Source organism: Bacteroides sp. NSJ-48 (genome assembly GCF_014287405.1).
Taxonomy (GTDB): Bacteria; Bacteroidota; Bacteroidia; order Bacteroidales; family Bacteroidaceae; genus Bacteroides; species Bacteroides stercoris.
Genome location: NZ_JACOOD010000017.1, coordinates 21,762 through 46,646 on the forward strand (window position 1 = coordinate 21,762; position 24,885 = coordinate 46,646).

Sequence of the window (24,885 nt, forward strand, 5' to 3'; positions counted from 1 at the left end):
CCTACAGTATCGGAAATACATGGCTTGCCGCCATGTTTTCCTGCCTATAATAATGCAGAAAGCGTGCCAAAGAAGTTATAGTTTTGATTATCAGGTAATCCCGCATAAATAATCCATATACAGGTGTCTAAAAATTAGACACCACCCGTCCAATAATTAGACACAGCCTGCCGAATAATCAAATACTATCTGCTTAATGCCTGCCTACAAATCAGATAAACAGACATTTATTCTTTGCAACCCCTGGCCTGATTAGCCAAATCATCACTTACAGAACAGAAAAACGGAAAATAGGACAACTTTTCTATCGAATGAAAACTTTACCTTTGCCCTCAGTTTCCATAGATATATACTGACAGATTATTCAACTTTCATAGATATAGACTGTATAGAGTTGTTATGATAAAGCCATATAAACCTTTGCTCCTGTCATTCCTCTGCCTGCTTATGGGCAGTTGCGACATGATAGACTATCATCCGTATGATGTACGCATCAACGGTGAGACCGATGTAAACGCCCATAATATTGCGGAGATAGAGCAGAAATGCAAGGACAAAACAACGATTAAGTTCGTGACCATGGGCGACTCGCAACGCTGGTACGACGAAACGCTGGACTTCGTGGGAGAGATAAACAAGCGCGATGACATCGACTTCGTTATCCACGGCGGTGACATGAGCGACTTCGGCGTGACGGACGAGTTTCTGTGGCAGCGCGACATCATGAACAAGCTCCATGTGCCCTACGTAGCCCTGATAGGCAACCACGACTGCCTCGGCACGGGAGAAGAAACATACCGCGCCGTATTTGGTGACCCTAACTTCTCATTCATTGCCGGACGGGTGAAGTTTGTATGCCTCAACACCAACGCCATGGAGTTTGACTACTCCCGCCCCATTCCCGACTTCACGTTCCTCGAAAAAGAGCTTACCGACCGCAAGGACGAATTCGACAAAACCGTTGTGTCCATGCACGTACGCCCCTATGCCGACCAGTTCAACAATAACGTGGCACGCGTCTTTCACCGCTACGTAACCGAATTTCCCGGCATACAATTCTGCACTGCTGCCCACGAGCACCACGTCTTCGAGGAAAACCTCTTTGAGGACGGCATCATGTACTACATGAGCGACTGCATGAAGAACCGCAACTACTATGTATTCACCATAACACCCGAAGGATATGAGCGCGAAGTGGTCTATTTCTAATCTGCCGGCACTCGCCGCCATCTGCCTGCTGTTGCTGTGGTGCAGCCCGCTTTCCGCACAGGAACGGGATACGGTGATTATCGTAAAGCACGATACAGTTTACCTGCAACGCAAACCCGACACCGTCGTTACCGGCCGTACACGCCACAGCCGTTACGACCGGCGCGTGCACCGCTACCGCAAACGGTGGGAAGCTTTGATTCCGACACACACCAAGATACAGTTTGCCGGCAATATGGGACTCCTCTCGCTGGGTACGGGTTGGGATTACGGCAAGCGCAACCAATGGGAAACGGATGTTTTTCTGGGTGTCCTGCCTAAATATCAGTCCGACTGCACCAAACTGACATTTACCTTGAAGCAGAACTACATCCCCTGGAGCCTGCAAATCAAGGAAAGCCGGTTCTCGGCAGAACCCCTTACCTGCGGTATGTACTTCAACACCGTATTCGGCGATGAATTCTGGGTGAACGAACCGGATCGTTATCCGAAAGGCTACTACGGTTTCTCGTCCAAAGTACGCATCCATGCTTTCCTCGGACAACGCATTACGTATGACATCGACCCGCGCCGCAGATTTACGGCAAAAGCCATTACGCTGTTCTACGAAATCAGTACCTGCGACCTGTACATCGTAAGTGCATTCACCAACAAGTACCTGAAGCCGAAGGATTACCTGAGCTTGTCCTTCGGAGTGAAGCTACAGTTGCTGTAAGACATGTCTTTCAAGTGAAATTACAGTTACCGCAAGGTCGCCGGCTGTATCTTGCAGTGGTACGAAATGTATCCCACGGTGGTACAAGAAGTACCTCGCTATGGTACGGCATGTACCCTGAGGTGGTACAGCACCTACCATGCCGTGGTATGACACCTACCTTGTCGTGGTACGGCATGTACTCTGAGGCGGAACGTAGCGCAGCCCCTCTTCTGCTACTGCTTTGGTTACTTCCGCTCCTTATAAAAAAACATCCATGTATCTTGCCGGGCAGCAAAGCCCAATGAAAAAGTCCCCGAATTATTCCTCTCCTTTCCCTTCTTTCTCGGGAAAATAGAATATATTTGCCCTCACAAATATAACAAGACATCGTTCTGCCATGAAGAAATCCGGAAACATTCTTATCGTTGATGACAATCGCGGCGTACTCACCGCATTGCAACTGCTGTTGAAGCCTTATTTTGATAAAATAACCGTCCTTTCTTCACCGGTTACCCTTCCCGCCACCTTACGCGAAGACACCTGGCAGGCAGTGCTTCTTGATATGAATTTCACATCCGGCATCAATACCGGAAACGAGGGGCTTTACTGGCTGCACGAAATAAAGAAACAATATCCGGCGCTCCCCGTAGTGCTGTTCACCGCCTATGCCGACATAGACCTTGCCGTACGGGGGATAAAGGAAGGAGCAACGGATTTTATCGTCAAGCCCTGGGACAACGGAAAGTTAGTGGAAACCCTGCTAAATGCCGCACAAAACGCCCCTGCATCCGGGAAGAAAACAGCAACCACGCCTGCAAGCACCGCTTCTTCCATGTACTGGGGAGAAAGCCCCATCATGCAGCAGCTTCGCATGCTGGTAGAAAAGGTAGCGGCCACCGATGCCAACATCCTCATCACCGGCGAGAACGGCACGGGTAAAGAGATGCTTGCCCGCGAGATACATGCCCTCTCCGCACGCTACCGCAAGGAAATGGTAAGCGTGGACATGGGCGCCATTACCGAAAGCCTTTTTGAAAGCGAGCTTTTCGGCCATGTGAAGGGGGCGTTCACCGATGCCCATGCCGACCGTCCCGGAAAGTTCGAGGTTGCCGACCACAGCACGCTCTTCCTCGATGAAATAGGCAATCTCCCCTATCACCTGCAAGCCAAACTGCTGACCGCCATCCAGCGCCGCAGCATCGTGCGGGTGGGCAGCAATACGCCTGTTCCCGTAGATATCCGCCTTATCTGCGCCACCAACCGCAACCTGTCCGAAATGGTGGACAAAGGAGAATTCCGTGAAGACCTGCTCTACCGCATCAACACCATCCATCTTGAAATTCCCGCGCTGCGTGAACGGCAGGAAGATATAATCCCGCTGGCAGAGCGTTTCATCACACGTTTCTGCAAACAATACGGGAAGCCGGCCTTGCGTCTGGACAATGCGGCGCGGGAGAAGCTGATGCTGCACCCCTGGTCCGGCAACATCCGCGAACTGGAACATGCCATTGAAAAGGCCGTTATCATCTGCGACGGTGCATACCTCTCTGCCGGATTGTTCCAGTTACAACGCAGGAACGAAGCCCCGGAAATGCCCGCCGCATCCACTCTTGAAGACATGGAAAAGCAAATGATACGCCGCACGCTGGACAAATGCGGCGGCAATCTCTCGGCGGTGGCCTCGCAACTGGGAATTACCCGGCAGACGCTTTACAATAAAATGAAGAAGTATGGGCTTTGAGAAACCTAAGGATATCAGCCAATATTACGTTTTCCGGACTATCGTCAGCCTGCTCACAGCCGCGGCCGCCGGAATAATGTGGACGCTGTTCTTTCTGAAGCCGCCGGGCGCGCATGGTTGGGGCGACCCTCTGCTCTGGGCTGTCCTGTTCACCGTGCTTCTTTCTTTGACAGTATACTGGCAGCAACGGTTGTACCGCCGCCACACCCGTAAAGTTCTTTTCATGCTCGACGCCATTGAGAACAGTGATACTTCCGTTCACTTCTCCGAAACGGACGGAACCGAAGACAACCGCCTCGTAAACCGTTCGCTGAACCGCGTAGCCCGTATCCTGCATAATGTAAAGAGTGAAACCGCCCAACGGGAGAAGTACTACGAGCTTATCCTCGACTGCGTTAATACCGGTATCGTCGTGCTGAACGACAACGGAGCCGTCTATCAAAAGAACAACGAAGCCCTGCGCCTGCTCGGACTGGAAGTATTTACGCACGTCCGCCAACTGTCGCGCGTGGATGCCCATCTGACGGATACGCTCACCGCCTGCCGTCCCGGCGACAAGTTCCAGGCGGCATTCGGCAACGAACGCGGAACCGTAAACCTATCTGTCCGCGTCAGCGACATCACCGTACGCCAAGAGCACCTGCGCATCCTCGCCCTGAACGACATCAACAACGAACTGGACGAAAAGGAGATAGACTCCTGGATACGCCTTACACGCGTGCTGACCCACGAAATCATGAACGCCGTAACCCCCATCACTTCCCTGAGCGACACCCTGCTGAAACTGACCGAAGCCCGAATATCGAAAGAAGAGATGCGGCACGGCCTGCAAACAATCAGTACCACAGGCAAAGGATTGCTCGCTTTTGTAGAATCCTACCGCAGGTTTACGCGCATCCCCACCCCCGAACCGTCCTTGTTCTACCTCAAAGGCTTCATCAACCGTATGGCGGAACTGGCGCGGCATCAATATCCCGATACCCCGGTTACGTGCAATGTTTCCATCGTTCCCGACGATTTAATACTCTATGCCGACGAAAACCTCATTTCGCAAGTCATCATAAACTTACTGAAAAATGCCATACAGGCTTTTGAAACGGGTGCTACGGCAGCAACGGGGACAAATGCGGAAACAAGCGCAGCGACTACGGAAAAACACATCAACATACGCGCCTACTGCAACGAAGCCGAAGCCGTACTGATAGAAATATCCAACAACGGTCCTGCCATCCCCCCGGACATTGCCGGGCATATCTTTATTCCTTTCTTCACCACCAAAGAGAACGGAAGCGGCATCGGACTGAGCATCTCCCGGCAAATCATGCGCTTATCCGGCGGAAGCCTCTCCCTGATAGCCGGGAAGGAGACAACTTTTGTATTGAAATTTAATTGAACCAATTAAGTTTTGGTTTTGTTGTCAAGAATGAATATCTTTGTACACAAAGGTACGAAAAGCATTTTCCAATAAAACTCATAACACACTATTTATGCTATTTACAGCCGAAAACATTTTACTTGTAGGTTCTATTTTACTTTTTGTCAGCATCATCGTAGGCAAAACCGGTTACCGTTTCGGAGTTCCCGCCTTGTTACTTTTTCTTGTGGTGGGCATGCTTTTCGGCAGCGACGGACTCGGACTGCAATTCCATAACGCCAAAGAAGCGCAGTTCATCGGTATGGTGGCCTTGAGCATTATCCTGTTTTCGGGCGGAATGGATACCAAGTTCACCGAAATCAAGCCTATCCTCTCCCCCGGTATTGTACTGTCTACTTTCGGTGTGCTACTGACGGCGCTGTTTACCGGACTGTTTATATGGTGGTTGTCGGGCATGAGCTGGACCAATATCCACCTGCCGCTCATCACCTCCCTGCTGTTGGCTTCCACCATGTCGTCTACGGACTCGGCATCGGTATTCGCCATCCTGCGCTCGCAGAAGATGAACCTGAAGCACAACCTGCGTCCCATGCTGGAGTTGGAAAGCGGAAGCAACGACCCGATGGCCTATATGCTGACTGTCGTACTTATCCAGCTCATCCAGTCCTCAGGTATGGGTGCTTCGCAGATAGCTTTCTCTTTCGTGATACAATTTGTAGTAGGTGCTGCCGCCGGCTATCTGCTGGGCAAGCTGGCCATCCTTATGCTCAACAGGCTGAATATAGACAACCAGTCGCTCTACCCCATTCTGCTGTTGTCGTTCGTATTCTTTACCTTCTCCATTACCGACCTGATGAAAGGCAACGGCTACCTCGCCGTCTACATTGCCGGCATGATGGTGGGTAACAACAAAATCATGCACCGCAAGGAGATTTACACGTTTATGGATGGACTGACATGGCTTTTCCAGATTATCATGTTCCTCTGTCTCGGCCTGCTGGTGAACCCGCACGAAATGCTGGAAGTGGCAGTCGTGGCATTGCTCATCGGCGTATTCATGATTGTCATAGGACGTCCGCTCAGCGTATTCCTCTGCCTGCTCCCGTTCGGGAAACGTATCAATATGAAGTCCAGGCTGTTTGTGTCCTGGGTAGGGTTGCGAGGCGCGGTTCCCATTATCTTCGCTACCTATCCGGTAGTGGCAGGTGTGCCGGGAGCAGATGTAATCTTCAACATCGTGTTCTTCATCACCATCCTCTCGCTCGTCATCCAAGGTACTACCGTCTCTAAAGCAGCACGTATCATGGGGCTTTCCACCCCGATGGAAAAGACGGGTAACGACTTCGGAGTGGAACTGCCCGAAGATATCGACTCCGACCTGCGCGATGTAACCGTCACCCGGGAGATGCTCGACGCGAAAGGCGATACCCTCAAAGACATGAACCTGCCCCAGGGAACTCTCGTTATGATAGTGAAGCGCAACAACGAATACCTGATACCCAACGGCACTCTGAAACTTCATGTGGGAGACAAGCTACTGCTTATTTCTGAAAAGACCAAAGAATAGGAAATAAGAGGGAGAAAATACACTTGATGTTTTTTTAGGCACGGAATTATACGGAAAACACAGATTTTCTTTATTCTTTTTCCGTGAAACCTGCGTAATCCCGTGCCTAAAAAACAAATAGCAAGCGATTTTTAATTTGATATACCCTCATGAAAAAAACTTTAAACCACTTGCTTTGCATCACTATAAGCCCTATATTTGCGCAGTTTTAACTAAAGTGTGCAAATATACGCATGGAACAAGAACAACTGTTCATCGACTATATCGAACAAAGCATCATACAAAACTGGGACAGAAACGCTCTGACAGACTATCAAGGAATAACCCTACAATATAAAGATGTTGCCCGCAAGATCGCTAAATTTCATATCGTATTGGAAAGCGCCGGCATCCAGCCCGGTGATAAAATAGCTGTATGCGGTCGTAACAGCGCCCATTGGGCGGTTTGCTTTCTGGCAACAGTGACTTATGGTGCTGTAATCGTTCCTATTCTTCACGAATTCAAGGCAGACAACATACATAATATCGTCAACCACTCCGAAGCCAAACTCCTTTTTGTCGGCGACCGGGCTTGGGAGAACTTGAACGAAGAAGCCATGCCGTTGCTCATGGGAGTTGTCTTGCTGACGGATTTTACTCCAGTTGTCTGCCGGGACGAACGGCTCATGGAAGCTTTCGAACACCGCAACGCCATCTACGGCACGCGCTATCCCAAGAACTTCCGTCCCGAACATATCTGCTACCGCAAAGAACAGTCGCCCGAAGAGCTGGCGGTTATCAATTATACGTCCGGCACTACCGGCTATTCCAAAGGCGTGATGCTGCCCTACCGCAGCTTATGGTCCAATATAGCCTATTGCCACGAAATGCTGCCCGTACGTCCCGGCGACCATATCGTATCCATGCTCCCTCTGGGGCATGTTTTCGGCATGGTCTACGATTTTCTTTACGGTTTCTCGGCAGGTGCACACCTTTATTTCCTCACCCGCATGCCGTCGCCAAAGATTATCGCGCAGTCATTTTCCGAAATCAAGCCGCGCGTCATATCCTGCGTGCCGCTCATCGTAGAGAAGATTATCAAGAAAAACATCCTGCCACTCATAGACAACAAGATAGGCAAGCTGCTGCTACGGATGCCTATCGTCAACGATAAGATAAAAGCGGACATGCGCAAAAAGGCTATGGATGTCTTCGGCGGCAATTTCGATGAAATCATCATCGGCGGCGCACCCTTCAACGCCGACGTGGAACGCTTCCTCAAACAGATAGGCTTCCCCTACACCATTGCCTACGGCATGACGGAATGCGGTCCTATCATCTGTTCCAGCCGTTGGGAAACCTTGAAACTGGCCTCTTGCGGAAAAGCCACCACCCGCATGGAAGTAAAGATAGACTCTCCCGATCCTCAGCATGTAGCGGGCGAAATCATCTGCCGGGGAAGCAACCTTATGCTGGGCTATTACAAGAATGCCGAAGCCACTTCCCAAATCATAGATGTCAACGGCTGGCTGCACACTGGCGACCTCGCCACAATGGATGCCGACGGCTACGTTACCGTACGCGGGCGTAGCAAGAATATGCTTCTCACTTCCAGCGGACAGAACATCTATCCCGAAGAGATAGAAAGCAAACTGAATAACATGCCTTACGTCTCGGAATCGTTGATCGTATTGCAGCATGACAAACTCGTAGCCCTGATTTATCCAGACTTCGACGATGCCTTTGCCCACGGCCTGCAACAAGCCGATATAGAAAAGGCAATGGAAGCCAACCGGAACGAACTGAACCTGCTTCTGCCGGCATATTGCCAGATTACCAAAGTAAAAATACACTTCGAGGAGTTTGAAAAGACCGCCAAGAAGAGTATCAAACGCTTTATGTATCAGGAAGCCAAAGGCTGAAATTCTTAAAAAAGATATAGAGGAAAGCATGATTTTATAAGAAGTGTTATAAAACATGCTTTTTTTCATAAATAATTTGCAGATTTATCAAATGTCCGTATCTTTGCAACGTGTTTTTTATAGTATTAGATTTAAGGTTAACAAAGGTTGGAGTACAGCGGTACTCCTTTTTTTATGCCCATGTATTTCATCCGCTTCTTTTTCGGAATCATCTTTTTTACGTTGCAGTGCCTTTTACCACCATTTCCGCTATTTATAGCATGCTTTAACGGGAATAATAATTATCTCGTATTCAGAAACAATTATAACACTCCCGGTTTTCCTGTCCACTCCTGATTAATTTTCCAGCCACTTTTCCGGTTTTTCTTTCTTATTTTTCAAAAACCAATCGGTTGTTTGGTTTTATATTTTCTTTCTTATATATTTGCATCAAAGGTTCTCGTCAGCACCTTTTAATTTGAGAGAAGCAAATAGTTTAAATCAGTTTGTATCAATGGAATACGCCATTAACTAATTATATGTACTTACTGTTTGGAAAAGAAAAATAATATTTACCGAAAATGAAGATAATCTTGTCCTATATAACGGCCACTATCATCCTTCTTTTTCTTCTTGCATTGCCCATTGCAGGAGTAGTAGCCTACATACGATTAATCCGTAAAATGCGCAGAGAGCAGATAACTGCCATTCCGAAATTCTCCTTATTCATGCTTTTTCTTATCTGCGGAACTTTGCTCATGGAAATTCTGTTAGGAATAAGCGGCATGTGGTCGGGAGCATCGACAGCGGGATTCATATTCCTGATGTTCGTTGCTCCCGCCTTGTGTGGAATGATAGCTTGGCGGCATCGGCATCATAGCGAAATATCCAAATACCACTGTACAATTTTGCATGCAGCATTAGGGTATTTGCTGGGCGAAGCGGTTCTGATAGGTGCAGTCAGCTTGTTTATCATCGGAGAACTGGCTTATATGGCGCTGCTCGGTTAGCATAAAACCGTATTTTCGCATACCGGAAAAGAAATTCCCGGAATATTAATTATCTTTGGTGAAAAATAGAAGGGAATGGATATACATACGTTTATAGGCAATTATCGGGAAGCTTTCGGGCAGCAGGCCGAACTTCCCATCGTATTTTGGTACTCCGACCAACCGGAAGCTCCGGCAGAGAAAGTAAACGGGTGCTTTTTTAAAAGCATGGCGCAAGTAAGAAACGGAAAAACAATCAGCCTCAATGCCGAAACAATAGGCTGTGGAGGCGGCAAGTTCTACACAGGCTTCACGGATATGCCGGAACATGTGCCCGGCTTCGTCTCTTTGAAAGAGAAATACAAGAAAACACCCGATATGGTTGTTGACTTCATACAGGAATTGCAAGTGCCTAAAGCGGAAAAAGCCTACCTGCACTTTGCACGAATCGACAAGATTGGTTCTTTCGACAAAGTGGAAGGCATATTGTTTCTTGCCACGCCGGACATGCTGGCAGGACTTGCCACATGGGCTTTTTTCGACAGCAATGCAACGGATGCCGTATCAGCTCCTTTCGGTTCGGGCTGTTGTTCCGTAGTAACTCAGACTATCCTTGAAAACCGGAAACAAGGCAAACGAACCTTTTTGGGATTCTTCGACCCGTCTGTCCGTCCTCATTTCGAGGCAGAGTTATTAAGCTTCACCATTCCGATGTCCCGGTTCAAGGAGATGTATCACACCATGCGCGAAAGCTGCCTGTTCGACACGCATGCCTGGAGCAAACTCAAGGAAAGGATACAAGGCAGGCAGAAAGAGACAAAGCCTTTCAACCATTTAAATGTATCTTTTGAAATCCGTCCGGATATTGTGCTGCGTGAAGTAACGGTAGAAGATGCCGCTGCCATATATCGTGCCATAGATACCCACCGCGACTATATGCGGACATGGTTGCCTTTTGTAGACAACCTGAAGTCCGTAGCCGATGAGGAAAACTTTCTGAAAGGAGTCCTCTCCGCCCCTGCCGACAGCTACGAACCTATATTCGGTATTTGGAACAGAGAGAATGAAATTTGCGGACTGATAGGTTTTCATTTTTCCGACTTTGCCAATCACCGCACGGAAATCGGTTACTGGCTTCTGCCCGAATACCAGCATCAGGGCATCATGACCGATTGTGTCCGCTGCTTATGCCGATGGGCCGTCGAAACCAAAAACATAAAACGCATACAGATACGTTGTGCCACAGGCAATGTAGCAAGTAACGGCATTCCCGTCCGGCTTGGCTTCCGCCTTGAAGGAACGGAACGGGCCGGAGAGTTATTGGCTTCGGGAGAATATGCGGACATACATGTATACAGTATTTTAAAAGAAGAACTTATGAAACAACAAGCGAAACTCAATGAGCACAACAAACAGGAATACCCGCCCCATGCAGACAGATGAGACACATTCTCTTATTTTTTTAGACAAAAGAACATAAGAACAAAAAGAAAACATGGAAATAGAAAATTTGATAAAAGCTGTTATTCAGTGTGCTTATAATGTAAGAATACACCTTGCAGCAGGTTTTCTCGAGAATGTTTATCAGAAAGCATTGATAATAGAATTAAAAGAAAAAAGTATTCATGCAGATACAGAAACTCCTATAAATGTATATTACAAAAATGAAATTGTTGGAGAATTTAGAGCGGACATAATCGTAGAAGGAGAAATAATCATTGAACTTAAAGCGGTACAGCATCTTCTTCCTATACACGAAACACAATTAGTAAATTACTTAACCGCTACCAATACAGACCACGGCTTATTAATAAACTTTGGTGGTGAACGTATCGAAATAAAAAGGAAATTCAGAGAATATAAACATAAAAATTACGCATAAGAAAAAATTTGTTCTTTTGTTCTTATGTCTCAAAGCAATAAAAATTTATCTATTATGGAAATAAATCAAGCAGCCCCCAAGTTTCAGGATGTGTCAATCGCACCTATGCATACCACCGAACACATCATTAATCAGACAATGATCAGATTATTCGGTTGCGGCCGTTCCGTCTCCGCTCATATAGAACGCAAAAAAAGTAAATTGGATTATCGGCTCAACGCCTGCCCCACAGAAGAACAAATAGAGAGTCTGGAAAAAGCGGTAAATGAAGTGATAGCACGGCATCTGCCTGTCACTACCGAGTTCATCACTCAGGCAGAAGCCAAAGGACGGTTCGATTTGGAACGGTTACCCGAAGACGCTTCGGAAACCGTACGTATAGTAAAAGTCGGTGATTATGACGAATGCCTTTGCATCGGTACACACGTTGCCAACACTTCCGAGATAGGAACTTTCAAAATTATCAGCCACGACTGGGACGAAGAAAGCAAGCGCTGGCGAATGCGTTTTAAATTAGTATGAAATTCAATCAATTTTAAATAAAAAGATAGCAATATTGGCATTATACAGGTAAAATAGTCAGCCCAACAATGACAATTAGTCAATAAAGTGAGTACAAACCTGTTGGCATACAGTTTGCCATAACAGTAAGTGAACAACGGTTCAAGATACAGACGATGAAAGCCGAAAGGTAAACATCGGGGAACATCGAAAGCCGAGGTTCAGAACAAACCGAATGTATAACTTTTTAAAGATAGGAGACTATGATTATGATGCCTGTAAGAAGAACTCAGAATTGGTTACCAAGTATCTTTAACGATTTCTTTGATAACGATTGGATGGTAAAAGCCAATGCAACGGCCCCCGCCATTAACGTATTTGAAACAGAAAAGGAATACAAGGTAGAGTTGGCAGCTCCCGGAATGACCAAAGAAGACTTCAACGTCCATATCGACGAAGAAAACAACTTGGTCATCAGCATGGAGAAGAAAACGGAAAACAAGGAAGAGAAGAAAGAAGGCCGCTATCTGCGTCGCGAATTCTCATACTCCAAATTCCAACAGACAATGATCCTTCCGGACGATGTAGACAAAGAAAAGATTTCCGCCCAAGTAGAAAACGGCGTATTGAACATAGACTTGCCGAAGTTTTCCGAACAGGAAAAAGAAAAGGCCAAAAGATTCATTGACGTAAAATAAGATAACTGGTAATTAGAGAAAAGTCCCGGTGCAGATTCTGAATAAACTGCATCGGGACTTTTTTATCATACCTGAACTGGATTACATTGTACATGCGTTTACCTCACTACACGAGAACTAACTTTTAACAGCTTTCTTTCCTTTCAGGAATCGGTCTGTCAGCCATTTGCGTATAGGTTCGTCATAGAGTTTCAGACAGGCATAGGCAAGCACGAAAGCACCGGCAAAGGTCAGTATCATATAAGGAATGCCTTCCGCTAAAGTAGCATTATTATTGCACACCCATGCCGTGTAGGTATACACCAACGGATAATGCGTTATGTATACCGGATACGAAATATCTCCCAGAAACTTGCACACAGCGGTAGAACGTTTGCCCGTCACCTTACCTCCCGCCCCCATGGACACAATCACAGGAAAGACAAAAAGAATGCAGCAGGCCTCATAGAGTCCGTTCATCCAATAATGATTTTCACCGCCCAGACGGGGAAATGCCAAAACTGCCACAATCATCAGACTGCACCACCAGAACGCACGCTTCTCAATACGAACAAGCCACCCCAGACGGGACAGCAGTAATCCGCCAAAGAAAGGATACATCAACCGGACAAGCCCTACGTACTGCTGCTCCCAATTCAACGCCCAGCCGCCGACAATATCACCCGCAGGTGCGGTAAGACAAAGGTGCACCGTAAAACATCCCGCCACAACAACGAGAACGGACAAAGCTGTCTTGCTGAACTTACGGATGAACAATGCATAAAGAATATTGCCTATGTATTCGTAGTAAAGCGACCACGCCGGTCCGTTGAGCGGATGCATCTCGGTCCAGCCGCGAATGTCCCATTTCAAAGGAAGCGGAAGCAGCGTACACCCCAACAGCATTACCAGCAGCATAGTCCCTACCGATGTATCCTGTATAGCCGGAAAGCAGGACGACTCCTGAAAATAAAAATATATCGCACCTACTATGCTTCCCACTATCACCATAGGATGCAAACGGATAATACGCCGCTTGAAGAAAGTACCGATGCTCATCCTGCTCCAGCGGTCGTCATAAGCATAACCGATAACAAAACCGGAAAGCATAAAGAAAAAATCTACAGCCAGGTAACCGTGATTGATAATTTGTTCCAAGTGATTGCCGCCGGAATGCGCTTCCAGCAGATGAAAAGCGACTACCATTACGGCAGCTACGCCACGAAGCCCGTCGAGTATCTCGTAATGCGGCTTTGAAGCAAGATAAGAGTTTTGCGTGTTCATTCGGTATAAGATATTAATTATATGTACTTGCAAAGATATGAAAAAGATTATCTCATAACCTTTTTCAATTCCCAATTTCCGTAACTTTTCATCACCCGAATATCGACTGTCACAGTATAAAGTCCACACGACGAATCTGACACCCCAGAACGCAATAGACAGAAAAATGTCCGTTTTTTATAAAGAGAGGGCATAAACAGAACATTTTATAATGCTTATAAACCTTTTATATATAGAAGAGACTGAGTAATTTTGTCACAAAACTAATATACCTTGAATTATGAAACGAATTTATTGGATTTTAACAAGCATCTCACTCTACTCGCTGCTATCCTGTAGCAACGGAGCTAAAGACACGCAAGAATACCAGACTGTAAAAACAGACACGGTCATCTCCGCCGGCGGGCAAACCAGCCTGCAATATCCCGGAAAAGTAAAAGCGGCACAAGACATCAGCCTCGCATTCAGAGTGAGCGGCACGATACAGAAGATATATGTAAAGGATGGAGCCCGCGTACAGGCAGGACAACTGCTTGCCGAACTGGACCCTACGGACTACCAGGTGCAACTGGACGCCACCGAGGCCGAATACAAACAGATTAAGGCAGAGGCGGAACGCGTAATGGCACTTTACAAAGACAACGGAACCACGCCCAGTGCCAACGATAAGGCCGTGTACGGACTGAAACAAATCACCGCCAAATACCGGCATCACAAAGACCAGTTGGGCTACACCCGCCTTTACGCCCCTTTCAGCGGCTATATACAGAAAAGGCTGTTTGAAGCACACGAAACGGTAGGAGCCGGAATGCCTGTCCTGTCCATGATAAGCAACAGCGCCCCGGAAGTGGAAATAAACCTTCCGGCAGCCGAATACATCCGGCGCGAGCAATTTGACCGATACCGCTGTACGTTCGACATTTATCCGGAGCAGACCTATGAGCTGAAACTCATCAGCGTCACCCCCAAAGCAAATGCGAACCAGCTCTACACCATGCGCCTGCAACTGATTACAGACAACCGCCCCGTTCCTTCTCCGGGCATGAACACCATGGTTACCATCCTTTGCGACAATGACAGTTCACGCAACCTCTCCGTACCCGGCAGCGCTGTTCTGCAAAAAGACGGCAAAGCCTGCGTATTCGTATACAACCCGTCCGACAGCAAAGTACACAGCCGCGAAGTAACCCTCGTGCGCCTGCTGAGCAACGGACGCAGCATCATCGCTTCCGACGGGCTGCAACCCGGCGACCAAGTGGTGTCGGCAGGAATACATCACATAAAGGACGGAGAAACCGTGACTCCTCTGCCTGCTGCCAGCGACACAAACATCGGCGGACTGTTATAGCATTGTTTTCCTTTAAAACTCAGCAATTATGGATATAAGCAAATGGGCATTCAAAAACCGCAATCTGGTTTACTTCCTGGTGACCGTCCTGTTTGTAGGCGGCATCCTCTCCTGCTACCAGATGAGCAAGCTGGAAGACCCTGAAATAAAAGTGAAACTCGCCATGGTGGTAACCACCTATCCGGGGGCATCCGCCCACCAGGTAGAGCTGGAAGTGACGGATGTGCTGGAGAAGAGCATCCGCAGCATGGGCAATATAGATAATGTGGAAAGCTACTCGTACAACGACCTCTCCCTGATACAGGTAGAACTCACCACCATTACCCCGGACGATGAAGTGGAGCAGTGCTGGGACATGCTGCGCCGCAAGGTGAGCGACGCCTGCGCCCTGCTGCCCGACGGAGCGAGCACCCCCATCGTGAAAGACGACTTCGGCAATGTATACGGAATGTTCTACGCACTGACCGGTGACGGACTGTCCGACCGGGAGCTGTCCGACTACGCAGAGCTCATCAAGCGCGAAATAAGCGACATGACAGGTGTGGAACGGGTGGAACTATACGGCAAACGTCCCGAATGCATCAACATCTCCCTGCTGCAAGACCGCATGGCAAACCTCGGCGTAAAGCCCGCCGAAGTCCTCGCCACCCTGAACGGACAGAACAAGACCACCTACAGCGGCTACTACGACAATGGCGACAACCGCATCCGCGTCACCGTCAGCGACAAGTTCAGGACAGTGGAAGATATAGGCAGCATGCTGATACAAGGGCATGACGACGACCAGCTCCGCATGCGCGACATCGCCCGCATCGAGAAAGGATACGAAGAACCTACCCGCAACGAACTGTTCTTCGACAGCGAACGGGCGCAGGGAATCCTCATCGCAGCTTCCAGCGGTTCGGACATCGTGAAAGTGGGCGCTGCCGTAGAAAAGAAGCTGGCGCAACTGAAAGAAAGCCGCCTGCCCGCAGGCGTGGAGTGCCACAAGGTATTCTATCAGCCCGAACGTGTGGGAGCCTCTTTGGGTACTTTCGTCATCAACCTGATAGAGTCCGTCATCATCGTTGTGGTAATCCTGATGCTGGCTATGGGCTTCAAGAGCGGAATCATCATCGGCATCAGCCTCATTGTCACCGTATTCGGTTCGTTCCTGTTCCTGTACACGGCAGACGGAACCATGCAGCGTGTATCGCTTGCCGCTTTCGTGCTGGCAATGGGTATGCTGGTAGATAATGCCATTGTCATCGTAGACGGCATACTGGTAGACCTGAAAGCCGGCAAAAACCGCATGGAGGCAATGACAGCCATCGGCCGCCAGACGGCAATGCCCCTGTTGGGCGCCACACTGATAGCCATCATCGCTTTCCTTCCCATCTTCCTGTCGCCGGACACTGCCGGGGTATACACCCGCGACCTGTTCATCGTACTGGCGGTGTCCTTACTGCTGAGTTGGGTGCTGGCGCTGGTGCACGTGCCGCTGATGGCAAACCGCAAGCTGCACCCTGCCGTTGAAGTCAGCGCCACCGGAAAGCGCGAATACAAGGGACGTACCTATGCCCTGCTGCGCACCGCCCTCTACTTCGGACTGGCACATCGCTGGAGCGTCGTACTGGCGATGCTCACCCTGCTGGGACTTTCCATTTTCGGCTACGGCTACATGCGGCAGGGTTTCTTCCCTGATATGGTGTACGACCAGCTCTACATGGAGTACAAGCTGCCCGAAGGCAATAACTCCACCCGCGTGGCACGCGATTTAAGGGAGATAGAATCCTACCTGAAAACACGCAAGGAGATTACCCATGTCACCGCCTCTGTCGGCGGCACGCCGGGACGCTACAACCTGGTGCGCAGCATCGCCAATCCGTCCTTGTCGTACGGCGAACTGATTATAGACTTCACCTCTCCTGACGACCTGGTAGAGAATATGGATGAGATACAGGAATACCTGACACGGCGTTATCCGGATGCTTACATCAACCTGAAACGCTACAACCTGATGTTCAAGAAGTACCCTATCGAAGCGCAGTTCATGGGGCCCGACCCTGCCGTACTGCACCGCTTGGCCGACAGCGCGCGGTACATTATGGAACACACGCCGGAAGTCCGCCTCATCACCACCGACTGGGAACCGCAGATACCCGTACTCTCCATCGAGTACGACCAGGCAGCCGCCCGTGCGCTGGGTCTCAGCCGCAATGATGTAAGCATGTCCCTGCTTTCCGCCAACGGCGGCATACCTATCGGGTTCTTCTACGAAGGCATCCACCGCGACAACATCTACCTGAAATGTCTGGACGAGGAAGGAAAGCCGATAGAAGACCTCGGCAATACGCAGGTATTCTCCGCCCTGCCCTCGCTGAACGGACTGCTGAACGAGGAAACCATGGTGAAACTGAAGGCAGGTACACTGAGCAAGGAAGAACTGGTGGAAAGCCTCATGGGAAGCACCCCGCTGAAACAAATCAGCAAGCGCATCGACATCCGCTGGGAAGACCCCGTCGTTCCACGCTATAACGGACAGCGCAGCCAGCGCGTGCAATGCTCTCCCGCTCCCGGCATAGAGACCGAAAAGGCAAGGCAGATTATCGCCCGCCGGATAGAACAGATAGAGCTTCCGCAAGGCTATACCCTGCATTGGCAGGGCGAGAAGAGCGCCAGCGACGAGTCCATGGAGTATCTGTTCAAGAACTTCCCGCTTGCCATCATCCTGATGATTGCCATTCTTATCATGCTGTTCAAGGACTACCGCAAGCCGATTATCATCTTCTGCAGTCTGCCCATGCTGCTTGTGGGAGTGGTGGCTGTGATGCTGCTTACAGACAAGACGTTCAACTTCGTGGCAATCGTGGGTACACTGGGACTGATAGGCATGCTTATCAAGAACGGCATCGTGCTGATGGATGAAATCACCCTTCAGCTCAACCAAGGGGTAGAACCCATTACGGCACTGGTGGACAGCGCCCAAAGCCGTCTCCGTCCTGTGACCATGGCTGCGCTGACCACCATTCTGGGTATGATACCGCTGCTACCCGACGCGATGTTCGGTTCGCTGGCGGCTTCCATCATGGGCGGCCTTACATTCGGAACGCTGATAACACTCCTGTTTATCCCTGTACTATACGCATTATTCTTTCATATAAAAAACGAACAATAATGAAAAAGACAACATTCATCCTCGCCGCCCTGCTCTCCGCTGCCTGCATCTCCGCCCAAGAGACGCTGACACTGGAACAATGCAGGGAAATGGCGCTGAAATACAATAAAGAAATGGCAGCCGCTGCCAGACAAACGGAAAGTGCACGCTACACCGCAAAGAGCTATAAGGGCAACTTCTTCCCCAACTTCAGCCTCAGCGGTACGGGTATCTACAGTACATCAGACGGCAGCCTCGGCATAGCCGGCGGCAATCTGCCTACTTTCCTGCCCGATGCCACGGGGCAATTCCTTCCCAACAAGGGGTTCGCCTACTTCCCCGGAATAGACCTGAACTACAAGATAGGCATGGTATATATGGGCGGCATACAAGTGGAACAGCCGCTCTACATGGGCGGTAAAATCCGTGCGGCATACAAAATGTCCCTGCTGGGTAAGGAAATGGCACAGTTGAGCGAGACGTTTACAGCCTCGGAAGTCATTGTAAAGACAGAGCAGGCATACGCACAAGTCATCAAAGCCAAAGAGATGAAGAAAGTGGCCGACAAATACAATGCCGTGCTCACGGAACTGATGAAGAACGTGGAAAGCGCCCATAAACACGGCCTCAAGCCCCAGAACGACGTGCTGAAAGTGCAGGTAAAGCTGAACGAAAGCGAACTCAACATCCGCAAGGCCGACAATGCGCTGCGCCTGGCCACCATGAACCTCTGCCACTACATCGGCAAACCGCTGACGGCAGATATACGCACCGCCGATACTTTTCCCGAAGTGGCACAGGACATCCGGCTGCAAACAGCCGACATCTCCGCCCGCCCCGAATATGCCATACTGAACCAGCAAGTGGCCATCGCCAAGCAGCAGGTGAAACTGAACCGCAGCGAACTCCTGCCCAAAATCGGCGTGAAAGGTTCGTACGACTACATCCACGGCTTGGAAATCAGCGACCAGGACCTGTTCGACGGCGGCAGCTTCTCTGTGCTTCTGAACGTAAGCGTACCGCTCTTCCACTTCGGTGCAAACAGCAATAAAGTACGTGCAGCCAAAGCCAAACTGGAGCAGGCGCGCCTCGAACAGGAGAACATGAACGAACAGATGCTGCTTGAGCTGGCACAATCCGTCAACAACCTCGACGAAGCCCGGCTGGAAAGCACCATTGCCGAACGCTCCCTGCAACAGGCGGAAGAGAACATGAGAGTGAGCCGCAGCCAATACGACGTGGGACTGGAAACCCTGTCCGACCACCTGGAAGCGCAAGCTCTGTGGCAGCAGGCGTACGAAACCAAAGTCGATGCACGTTTCCGGCTGTACCTGAACTACATCACTTATTTAAAGGCAACGGGAACGCTGCTGAAATGAAAACGTACATATATCAGATTACAGACAATTAGAAAATATATAAGGAGACCGGCAAAGAATAAAATAACGGATACTCTTGCACCCTACCAACAAAATGTAAAATTATTTATTCGCCTCCCAAGCGACACACCTTATACTCGACAGGGAAAATGTTTTATCAGAAGCATTTTCCCTGTTTTGCTACCGGTAAGCCCCGTTATACCGTCCCCCCAGACATCCTTTCCACGAAAAAGCGCATTTTTTTAAAATCTTTTGGTAAAAATAAAACCATCTATAGAAAAATAATATATATTTGTTGCTATAAGCGTCGTATTCAGAGATAATACGGACAAGCAAAGCAAACAAACAAATATATACAGCCGCTCCACACAGCAATGTTTATCGGAAAAATGTAACAATCTTTTCGACAGCGGCCAAACCATTCGTCTTATGAATGTTCTTAATAAAAGTGCGAAAAGCATTATTATTGGCTGGGTGATACCTTTTATAATCATTCCATATTGCCATGCCCAGCAAGAAAGAAGAACGTATGTTCCCGCCCAACCGATGGAACTTCATTTTCGTTTCGACCGGACGTTGCCCGACAGCGGATACATGGATAATATACATGTCTTCAATGCTCTGGACAGCCTGTTTTCCAGCCATGATACCGTTTCACAAAAGATAAGTTCCATACATATCCTCGCTTTTGCTTCTCCCGATGGCAATACCACCTACAACGAGCAATTGGCAGAACGCAGAGCGATAAACATCAAGAACTATCTGATACGTAAATTTCCCCATATCGATACCTGCCGCATACACACTTGTCCGCAAGGAGAAAACTGGCAAGGACTGCGGCGTCTTGTCGACGAAAAACGCCATCTCCCCCACCGTGGGCAGATACTGTACATCATCGACAACAGCAATACCGGCATCCAACGCAAAAAAGCCCTAAAGCTGCTGGAGAGTGCTTCCATCCACCCGCATATCCGTGCCCGGATATTACGTAGCCTGCGTTCGGCCATCCTGCAGATAGATTGGGAAAAAACAGTACGTCTGCCGGCATACCCCGGATACCTTTGCCTTCAAGATACCGTCCCGAATCTCTTTCGGAATGTAGAGTATCCGCTACCGGCCAGCATGGAAATTCCCGACAGGTTTCTGCCTGCTTCCGGTTCCGGACATCCCGCCACACACCCGTTGTTCGCCCTGAAGACCAACCTGCTATTTGACGTTGCGCTGATTCCCAACTTCGAGATTGAAATACCTATAGGCAGACATTGGTCGGTAAACGGAGAATACATGTTTCCCTGGTGGCTGCTTGACGGTGATAAATACTGCCTTGAAATCATGGCGGGCGGACTCGAAGTACGCTATTGGCCGCAGTTATACAGACAACGGAAGCGACAAGACATACTGACAGGACATTTCGTCGGTCTGTATGCCGGAGGCGGCAAATACGACCTGCAATGGAAAACCAATGGCTATCAGGGCGAATTTTTCATAGCAGCAGGATTCAGCTACGGTTATGCCCATAAACTTTCGCGTCACCTGCATTTGGAATTCAATATAGGTATAGGGTTGCTGCGCACAGACTACCGTCATTACCATGCCCGCAACAATTACCAGACCCTGCAATGGCAAGAGAACGGCCGTTATACATGGTTTGGCCCTACCAAAGCCAAAGTCTCGCTCATATGGCTGCTTGCCCGCAAGCAGAAAACACAGGAAGGAGGCATAAAATGAAACACAAATACCCCGCTACCTTTCCATTACTGTGCATCGTATTCCTGCACATCACATTCCTTGCCTGCGAACGCCGCGAACTGACCTACTATGAAGTAGCCGAAATCAGCCTCAGTGCCGACTGGAGTTTATCCGGACTGGACAGTAAAGAAGCGGATTTCGGTGCCACCGCCCTGTTTTATCCGCAAACAAGCGGCGAACCGAAAGTATTCCTTTTGGGCGACCGTTCGGGAGACAAGATACGTTTGCCGGAAGGCATATACCATGTCCTTCTCTTTAATCGTTCCTTCAACGACTTCAGCAACATTACATTCCGTGGAAAAGAGTGTTATGAAACACTGGAAGCCTGTGCCGGCAAAATAATCACACGTCCGGATGAAGGAATACGCACCCTTGTATCCTCTCCCGAAGAACTTGCCGTAGCCACAATGGAAGGATTCGAGGTTACGGAAAAGATGCTGGGCAACTACGGCAGCACTCCATACAAGCAAACCACCGTACATCCGGAGATTACTGCAACCGGCGATGACCCTTGTCATATTCACCTCACACCGCAAAAGATGACCCGTAAGATTATAGCCACATTCCACATAAAGGGGCTGAACAATGTCCGCTCACTCACCTGCCGTTTGGACGGTGTGTCTGAATCCGTATTTCTCGCCACCGGCAAGCCGTCGGCCAATACCGTGATACAGGAATTTGTGCCTTCCACTTACCAATTCACTCCCGAATCACCAGCCGACGGAACGATTAGCGGCACGTTCGAAATATTCGGCCTCCATACCGGAAGCGAACACAGGATATACATCGACGCATTACTTACAGACGGCAAAACCCACTTTACAGAAAGCTACGACAAGGTGGAAGTGACAGAAACGGACGACGGACAAGGAACAACCACACTCCGGATAGAAGTGAACACGGGAAAGATACCGGATGTGGAACCTGAAACCGGTTCAGGTTCGAGCTTTGACGTAGACGTAAACGGATGGGAAAACGATATCAATACCGACATACCTATTATATAAGCCATCATACCATCAATATATACATATATAATCTAAGTAAACAAACAACTATCAATTGAAAAGAAAGATGAAAAGAACCAGCGCAATCACGCAATTGCTGACAGTATTGCTATTAGCAGGCTGCTCGCAGAATGAAGTAACAGATGTAAACCCGGACTCCCATCCGGCAGTAGGATTCGGTGTATACACCGGACTGGCAACCCGTGGCGTGGACATGACCACGGAAAGTATGAAAGACTCTCCCTCGGATGCAGAGAAATACGGTGGCTTCGGCATTATGGGATATTTTACGGGACAGGAGACGTTCGATAATGTAAAAAACACAGTCACTGCAGGATATATGTACAATCAGGCGGTGGAGTATGATTCGAAAACCAGCGCATGGACATATAGCCCCGTAAAATACTGGCCCAACCGCGACGGCGACAAGATTTCCTTCTTCGCTTACGCGCCTTACGAAAGCAACGGGCAAAGCGGTACCAAAACGGGAATAACCATTTCCGCTGCTACCGAAGCAGGAATTCCTTACATTAATTTCAGCCTCAAAAAAGAGAACGAACTGACTAAAATGGTAGACCTTGTAGTAGCTGATGCACTCGACCAGCAGTACACTCAAGCCAATGGCGGAAAAGTAAGTTTCAACTTCAAACACACGCTTTCCCGCATCTCGTTCAAGGCAAAGTTGGGAAGCGGTGACTTTACCGGAATGGATGGCAATAACAGCTTCGTATACATCACGCATATGTGGATTGTGGGCAAAGACCATGGCACGACAGCAGAAAGCGGTAACCTTTCACTGACCAACCTTTCAGCGGCATCCAACCCCGGTTCCAAGTTCTATACAAGCGCCAAATGGTCACAGCTGCACTGGAACTATGAAAACGCTGTCATTCCTGATAAGGACTTCAGCCTCGATAATATCCTGGCGCTGGAGAAAGAAGGAATCATTGAAACCGATGCCACCACCGGGCACGAAGGTAGCGTCAAGGGAATAAAACTGACTGCCGAATCGCAAAAGACGCCCGTCAGCCTGTTTCCGGAAAAACAATACTTATACCTGATTCCAGTCGGAGACAATGACGCTGATGTAACCAAAAACTCCGGTTGTGCCGAAGGAGATATCAAGATAGGGTTCCATTATGACATCGTTACAAAGGACAATACCAGTTCCGGTTCCAGCAAGTACATTGCCAGCCATGCCGAATCCGTAATCTCATTGCCCAAAGGCCATATGAAGCGAAACGAATCCTATCTCTACACGCTGCAAATCAACCTGCACGAAATCAAGATAGAAGAAGCCAAAGTAGAAAACTGGTCTGACATAACGAATGACGTAACAATAGAATAAACCTCACCACACAGGCCGGGCGGAGTTGGATGTCTCTTCCCGGCCACCAAGAACATTGACCAATGAACAAGACCCAAAGTATATCTGGCACAAGACACCTGCCGGTCTTTATCGCATGCCTGTTGCTTACTGCCTGCAATGCAGGCAACGGAACGTCCGAAGTCCTGCAAGCGGAAGAACTCCTCATAGGATTCTCCACTGCGCCGGCAGAGACGCGGCAAACCCGAAACGACGGACTGACCGCAGACAATCTCTCCGCCATAGGCGTATATGCTTACTATACGGGCAGCAGAAACATGCAGAAAACGGACACCCCGAACTTCATGTGCAATCAGAAGGTAACACGCACCGAAGGCAGCTCCACCTGGACGTACTCTCCCTTGAAATACTGGCCCAACAACCCGGCGGACAAATTGAGCTTCTTCGCTTACGGACCATACAACACGGGCAGTTTCAACGTATCCGGCAATGCACAAAGCGGACCGCCCGTCATCGAATATACCCCGCCCCGGTCCGAAAGCGCACAGACCGACCTTCTTGCCGCCGTCCCGCTGATGAACCAGACTTCCGCTTCGGACAACAGCCTGGTGAAGTTTCGTTTTCACCATACCCTGACCCGGATTGCCATCTACGTAAAAAGCGACGACAACACGACCGGAAAGCAAATCACGGCATTCTCCATCCGCGGAATGAAAAACGGTATCCTCACCTGCCATATCCCGGAAGACAGTAAAGACAAAGGATTCGGCTGGAGTTATCCCGCCCCCGCCGAAACGGAAACATTCACCGCCACCGCTACCCGTTTCGATATTCCGGATAACACCGCAGCCCCCAAGGAACTGCTCGCAACCTTCTATCTGCTGCCTTACGGAACAGAGAGTGTCTTCAACCTCACCTACACCTACCAAGCCTATAATTCCGATAATACGGACATCACCCAGACTATCGTCCTGAGCAACCAGACACTGCCATCGACTGAAATGTGGACGGAAGGAGCTTCCATAAGTTATACCCTCGGCATCTCCCGGAAGAAAGTCACCGTAACAGCAGGCAGCCTTCCGACATGGAATACAGGAAGTACTGAAACGGTAAGCGAAACGGTTGTGATAAACTAAA

Annotated in this window: 20 protein-coding genes; 19 read left to right on the forward strand and 1 reads right to left on the reverse strand. The window is 49.0% G+C overall.

The window, feature by feature from the left end; translation table 11 throughout:
• The first annotated feature begins 399 nt into the window (after positions 1 to 399).
• The 12 genes from H8S52_RS09920 (at position 400) to H8S52_RS09975 (ending at position 12,539) form a co-directional block, all read left to right on the forward strand.
• On the forward strand, positions 400 to 1,209 hold the full coding sequence (locus H8S52_RS09920; protein ID WP_117955421.1) for a metallophosphoesterase: 810 nt from the start codon (positions 400 to 402) through the stop codon (positions 1,207 to 1,209).
• Entirely contained in the window at positions 1,184 to 1,924 is a 741-nt protein-coding gene (locus H8S52_RS09925; protein ID WP_117666540.1) for a hypothetical protein, read from the forward strand. The genes H8S52_RS09920 and H8S52_RS09925 overlap by 26 nt, the downstream gene beginning before the upstream one ends.
• 14 nt (positions 1,925 to 1,938) lie before the next feature.
• Positions 1,939 to 2,211, forward strand: a complete 273-nt coding sequence (locus tag H8S52_RS09930; RefSeq protein ID WP_186909721.1) for a hypothetical protein — start codon at positions 1,939 to 1,941, stop codon at positions 2,209 to 2,211.
• 92 nt (positions 2,212 to 2,303) lie between these two features.
• Positions 2,304 to 3,647, forward strand: a complete 1,344-nt coding sequence (locus H8S52_RS09935) for a sigma-54 dependent transcriptional regulator (RefSeq protein WP_186909722.1) — start codon at positions 2,304 to 2,306, stop codon at positions 3,645 to 3,647.
• Positions 3,637 to 5,040, forward strand: a complete 1,404-nt coding sequence (locus tag H8S52_RS09940; protein WP_186909723.1) for a PAS domain-containing sensor histidine kinase — start codon at positions 3,637 to 3,639, stop codon at positions 5,038 to 5,040. Before H8S52_RS09935 ends, H8S52_RS09940 begins: the two co-directional genes overlap by 11 nt.
• Positions 5,041 to 5,134: 94 nt before the next feature.
• A complete protein-coding gene (locus tag H8S52_RS09945) occupies positions 5,135 to 6,589 on the forward strand; it encodes a potassium/proton antiporter (protein WP_117857918.1) in 1,455 nt (484 codons plus the stop codon).
• Positions 6,590 to 6,822: 233 nt separating this feature from the next.
• A complete protein-coding gene (locus H8S52_RS09950; protein WP_186909724.1) occupies positions 6,823 to 8,490 on the forward strand; it encodes a long-chain fatty acid--CoA ligase in 1,668 nt (555 codons plus the stop codon).
• 560 nt (positions 8,491 to 9,050) lie between these two features.
• Positions 9,051 to 9,479 (forward strand): hypothetical protein, encoded by a 429-nt coding sequence (locus tag H8S52_RS09955; RefSeq protein WP_186909725.1) that lies wholly within the window; start codon positions 9,051 to 9,053, stop codon positions 9,477 to 9,479.
• A 75-nt stretch (positions 9,480 to 9,554) separates the two neighbouring features.
• Positions 9,555 to 10,901: a GNAT family N-acetyltransferase gene (locus tag H8S52_RS09960; RefSeq protein ID WP_186909726.1), complete on the forward strand. Its 1,347-nt coding sequence runs from the start codon at positions 9,555 to 9,557 to the stop codon at positions 10,899 to 10,901.
• A 52-nt stretch (positions 10,902 to 10,953) separates the two neighbouring features.
• Entirely contained in the window at positions 10,954 to 11,340 is a 387-nt protein-coding gene (locus H8S52_RS09965; RefSeq protein ID WP_016662836.1) for a GxxExxY protein, read from the forward strand.
• A gap of 54 nt (positions 11,341 to 11,394) precedes the next feature.
• Positions 11,395 to 11,862: a hypothetical protein gene (locus tag H8S52_RS09970; protein WP_117941618.1), complete on the forward strand. Its 468-nt coding sequence runs from the start codon at positions 11,395 to 11,397 to the stop codon at positions 11,860 to 11,862.
• A 248-nt stretch (positions 11,863 to 12,110) separates the two neighbouring features.
• Entirely contained in the window at positions 12,111 to 12,539 is a 429-nt protein-coding gene (locus tag H8S52_RS09975; protein ID WP_175456010.1) for an Hsp20/alpha crystallin family protein, read from the forward strand.
• Between the two features lie 117 nt (positions 12,540 to 12,656).
• Here H8S52_RS09975 and H8S52_RS09980 read toward each other — a convergent pair whose 3' ends face one another.
• Entirely contained in the window at positions 12,657 to 13,802 is a 1,146-nt protein-coding gene (locus H8S52_RS09980; RefSeq protein WP_186909727.1) for an acyltransferase, read from the reverse strand.
• 280 nt (positions 13,803 to 14,082) lie between these two features.
• Between H8S52_RS09980 and H8S52_RS09985 the strand changes: the two genes are divergently transcribed.
• The 7 genes from H8S52_RS09985 (at position 14,083) to H8S52_RS10015 (ending at position 24,884) form a co-directional block, all read left to right on the forward strand.
• On the forward strand, positions 14,083 to 15,150 hold the full coding sequence (locus tag H8S52_RS09985) for an efflux RND transporter periplasmic adaptor subunit (RefSeq protein WP_186909728.1): 1,068 nt from the start codon (positions 14,083 to 14,085) through the stop codon (positions 15,148 to 15,150).
• 28 nt (positions 15,151 to 15,178) lie between these two features.
• A complete protein-coding gene (locus tag H8S52_RS09990) occupies positions 15,179 to 18,307 on the forward strand; it encodes an efflux RND transporter permease subunit (protein WP_186909729.1) in 3,129 nt (1,042 codons plus the stop codon).
• On the forward strand, positions 18,307 to 19,665 hold the full coding sequence (locus H8S52_RS09995) for a TolC family protein (RefSeq protein ID WP_186909730.1): 1,359 nt from the start codon (positions 18,307 to 18,309) through the stop codon (positions 19,663 to 19,665). Before H8S52_RS09990 ends, H8S52_RS09995 begins: the two co-directional genes overlap by 1 nt.
• A 429-nt stretch (positions 19,666 to 20,094) precedes the next feature.
• On the forward strand, positions 20,095 to 21,393 hold the full coding sequence (locus H8S52_RS10000; protein WP_118153900.1) for a DUF3575 domain-containing protein: 1,299 nt from the start codon (positions 20,095 to 20,097) through the stop codon (positions 21,391 to 21,393).
• The gene (locus tag H8S52_RS10005) at positions 21,390 to 22,421 is read left to right on the forward strand and encodes a DUF5119 domain-containing protein (protein WP_186909731.1); all 1,032 of its coding nucleotides are present in this window, start codon (positions 21,390 to 21,392) and stop codon (positions 22,419 to 22,421) included. The genes H8S52_RS10000 and H8S52_RS10005 overlap by 4 nt, the downstream gene beginning before the upstream one ends.
• Before the next feature lie 67 nt (positions 22,422 to 22,488).
• Entirely contained in the window at positions 22,489 to 23,769 is a 1,281-nt protein-coding gene (locus H8S52_RS10010) for a fimbrillin family protein (RefSeq protein WP_186909732.1), read from the forward strand.
• Positions 23,770 to 23,831: 62 nt separating this feature from the next.
• Complete coding sequence (locus tag H8S52_RS10015; protein ID WP_152635302.1) at positions 23,832 to 24,884, forward strand: fimbrillin family protein; 1,053 nt, start codon at positions 23,832 to 23,834, stop codon at positions 24,882 to 24,884.
• Position 24,885 lies beyond the last annotated feature (1 nt).

Excerpts from the sequence above, each read along its gene's own strand:
- H8S52_RS09920 (WP_117955421.1), top strand. The coding sequence starts at position 400 with ATGATAAAGCCATATAAACCTTTGCTCCTGTCATTCCTCTGCCTGCTT.
- H8S52_RS09925 (WP_117666540.1), top strand. The coding sequence starts at position 1,184 with ATGAGCGCGAAGTGGTCTATTTCTAATCTGCCGGCACTCGCCGCCATC.
- H8S52_RS09935 (WP_186909722.1), top strand. The coding sequence starts at position 2,304 with ATGAAGAAATCCGGAAACATTCTTATCGTTGATGACAATCGCGGCGTA.
- H8S52_RS09940 (WP_186909723.1), top strand. The coding sequence starts at position 3,637 with ATGGGCTTTGAGAAACCTAAGGATATCAGCCAATATTACGTTTTCCGG.
- H8S52_RS09945 (WP_117857918.1), top strand. The coding sequence starts at position 5,135 with ATGCTATTTACAGCCGAAAACATTTTACTTGTAGGTTCTATTTTACTT.
- H8S52_RS09950 (WP_186909724.1), top strand. The coding sequence starts at position 6,823 with ATGGAACAAGAACAACTGTTCATCGACTATATCGAACAAAGCATCATA.
- H8S52_RS09955 (WP_186909725.1), top strand. The coding sequence starts at position 9,051 with ATGAAGATAATCTTGTCCTATATAACGGCCACTATCATCCTTCTTTTT.
- H8S52_RS09960 (WP_186909726.1), top strand. The coding sequence starts at position 9,555 with ATGGATATACATACGTTTATAGGCAATTATCGGGAAGCTTTCGGGCAG.
- H8S52_RS09965 (WP_016662836.1), top strand. The coding sequence starts at position 10,954 with ATGGAAATAGAAAATTTGATAAAAGCTGTTATTCAGTGTGCTTATAAT.
- H8S52_RS09970 (WP_117941618.1), top strand. The coding sequence starts at position 11,395 with ATGGAAATAAATCAAGCAGCCCCCAAGTTTCAGGATGTGTCAATCGCA.
- H8S52_RS09975 (WP_175456010.1), top strand. The coding sequence starts at position 12,111 with ATGATGCCTGTAAGAAGAACTCAGAATTGGTTACCAAGTATCTTTAAC.
- H8S52_RS09980 (WP_186909727.1), bottom strand. The coding sequence starts at position 13,802 with ATGAACACGCAAAACTCTTATCTTGCTTCAAAGCCGCATTACGAGATA.
- H8S52_RS09985 (WP_186909728.1), top strand. The coding sequence starts at position 14,083 with ATGAAACGAATTTATTGGATTTTAACAAGCATCTCACTCTACTCGCTG.
- H8S52_RS09990 (WP_186909729.1), top strand. The coding sequence starts at position 15,179 with ATGGATATAAGCAAATGGGCATTCAAAAACCGCAATCTGGTTTACTTC.
- H8S52_RS09995 (WP_186909730.1), top strand. The coding sequence starts at position 18,307 with ATGAAAAAGACAACATTCATCCTCGCCGCCCTGCTCTCCGCTGCCTGC.
- H8S52_RS10000 (WP_118153900.1), top strand. The coding sequence starts at position 20,095 with ATGAATGTTCTTAATAAAAGTGCGAAAAGCATTATTATTGGCTGGGTG.
- H8S52_RS10005 (WP_186909731.1), top strand. The coding sequence starts at position 21,390 with ATGAAACACAAATACCCCGCTACCTTTCCATTACTGTGCATCGTATTC.
- H8S52_RS10010 (WP_186909732.1), top strand. The coding sequence starts at position 22,489 with ATGAAAAGAACCAGCGCAATCACGCAATTGCTGACAGTATTGCTATTA.
- H8S52_RS10015 (WP_152635302.1), top strand. The coding sequence starts at position 23,832 with ATGAACAAGACCCAAAGTATATCTGGCACAAGACACCTGCCGGTCTTT.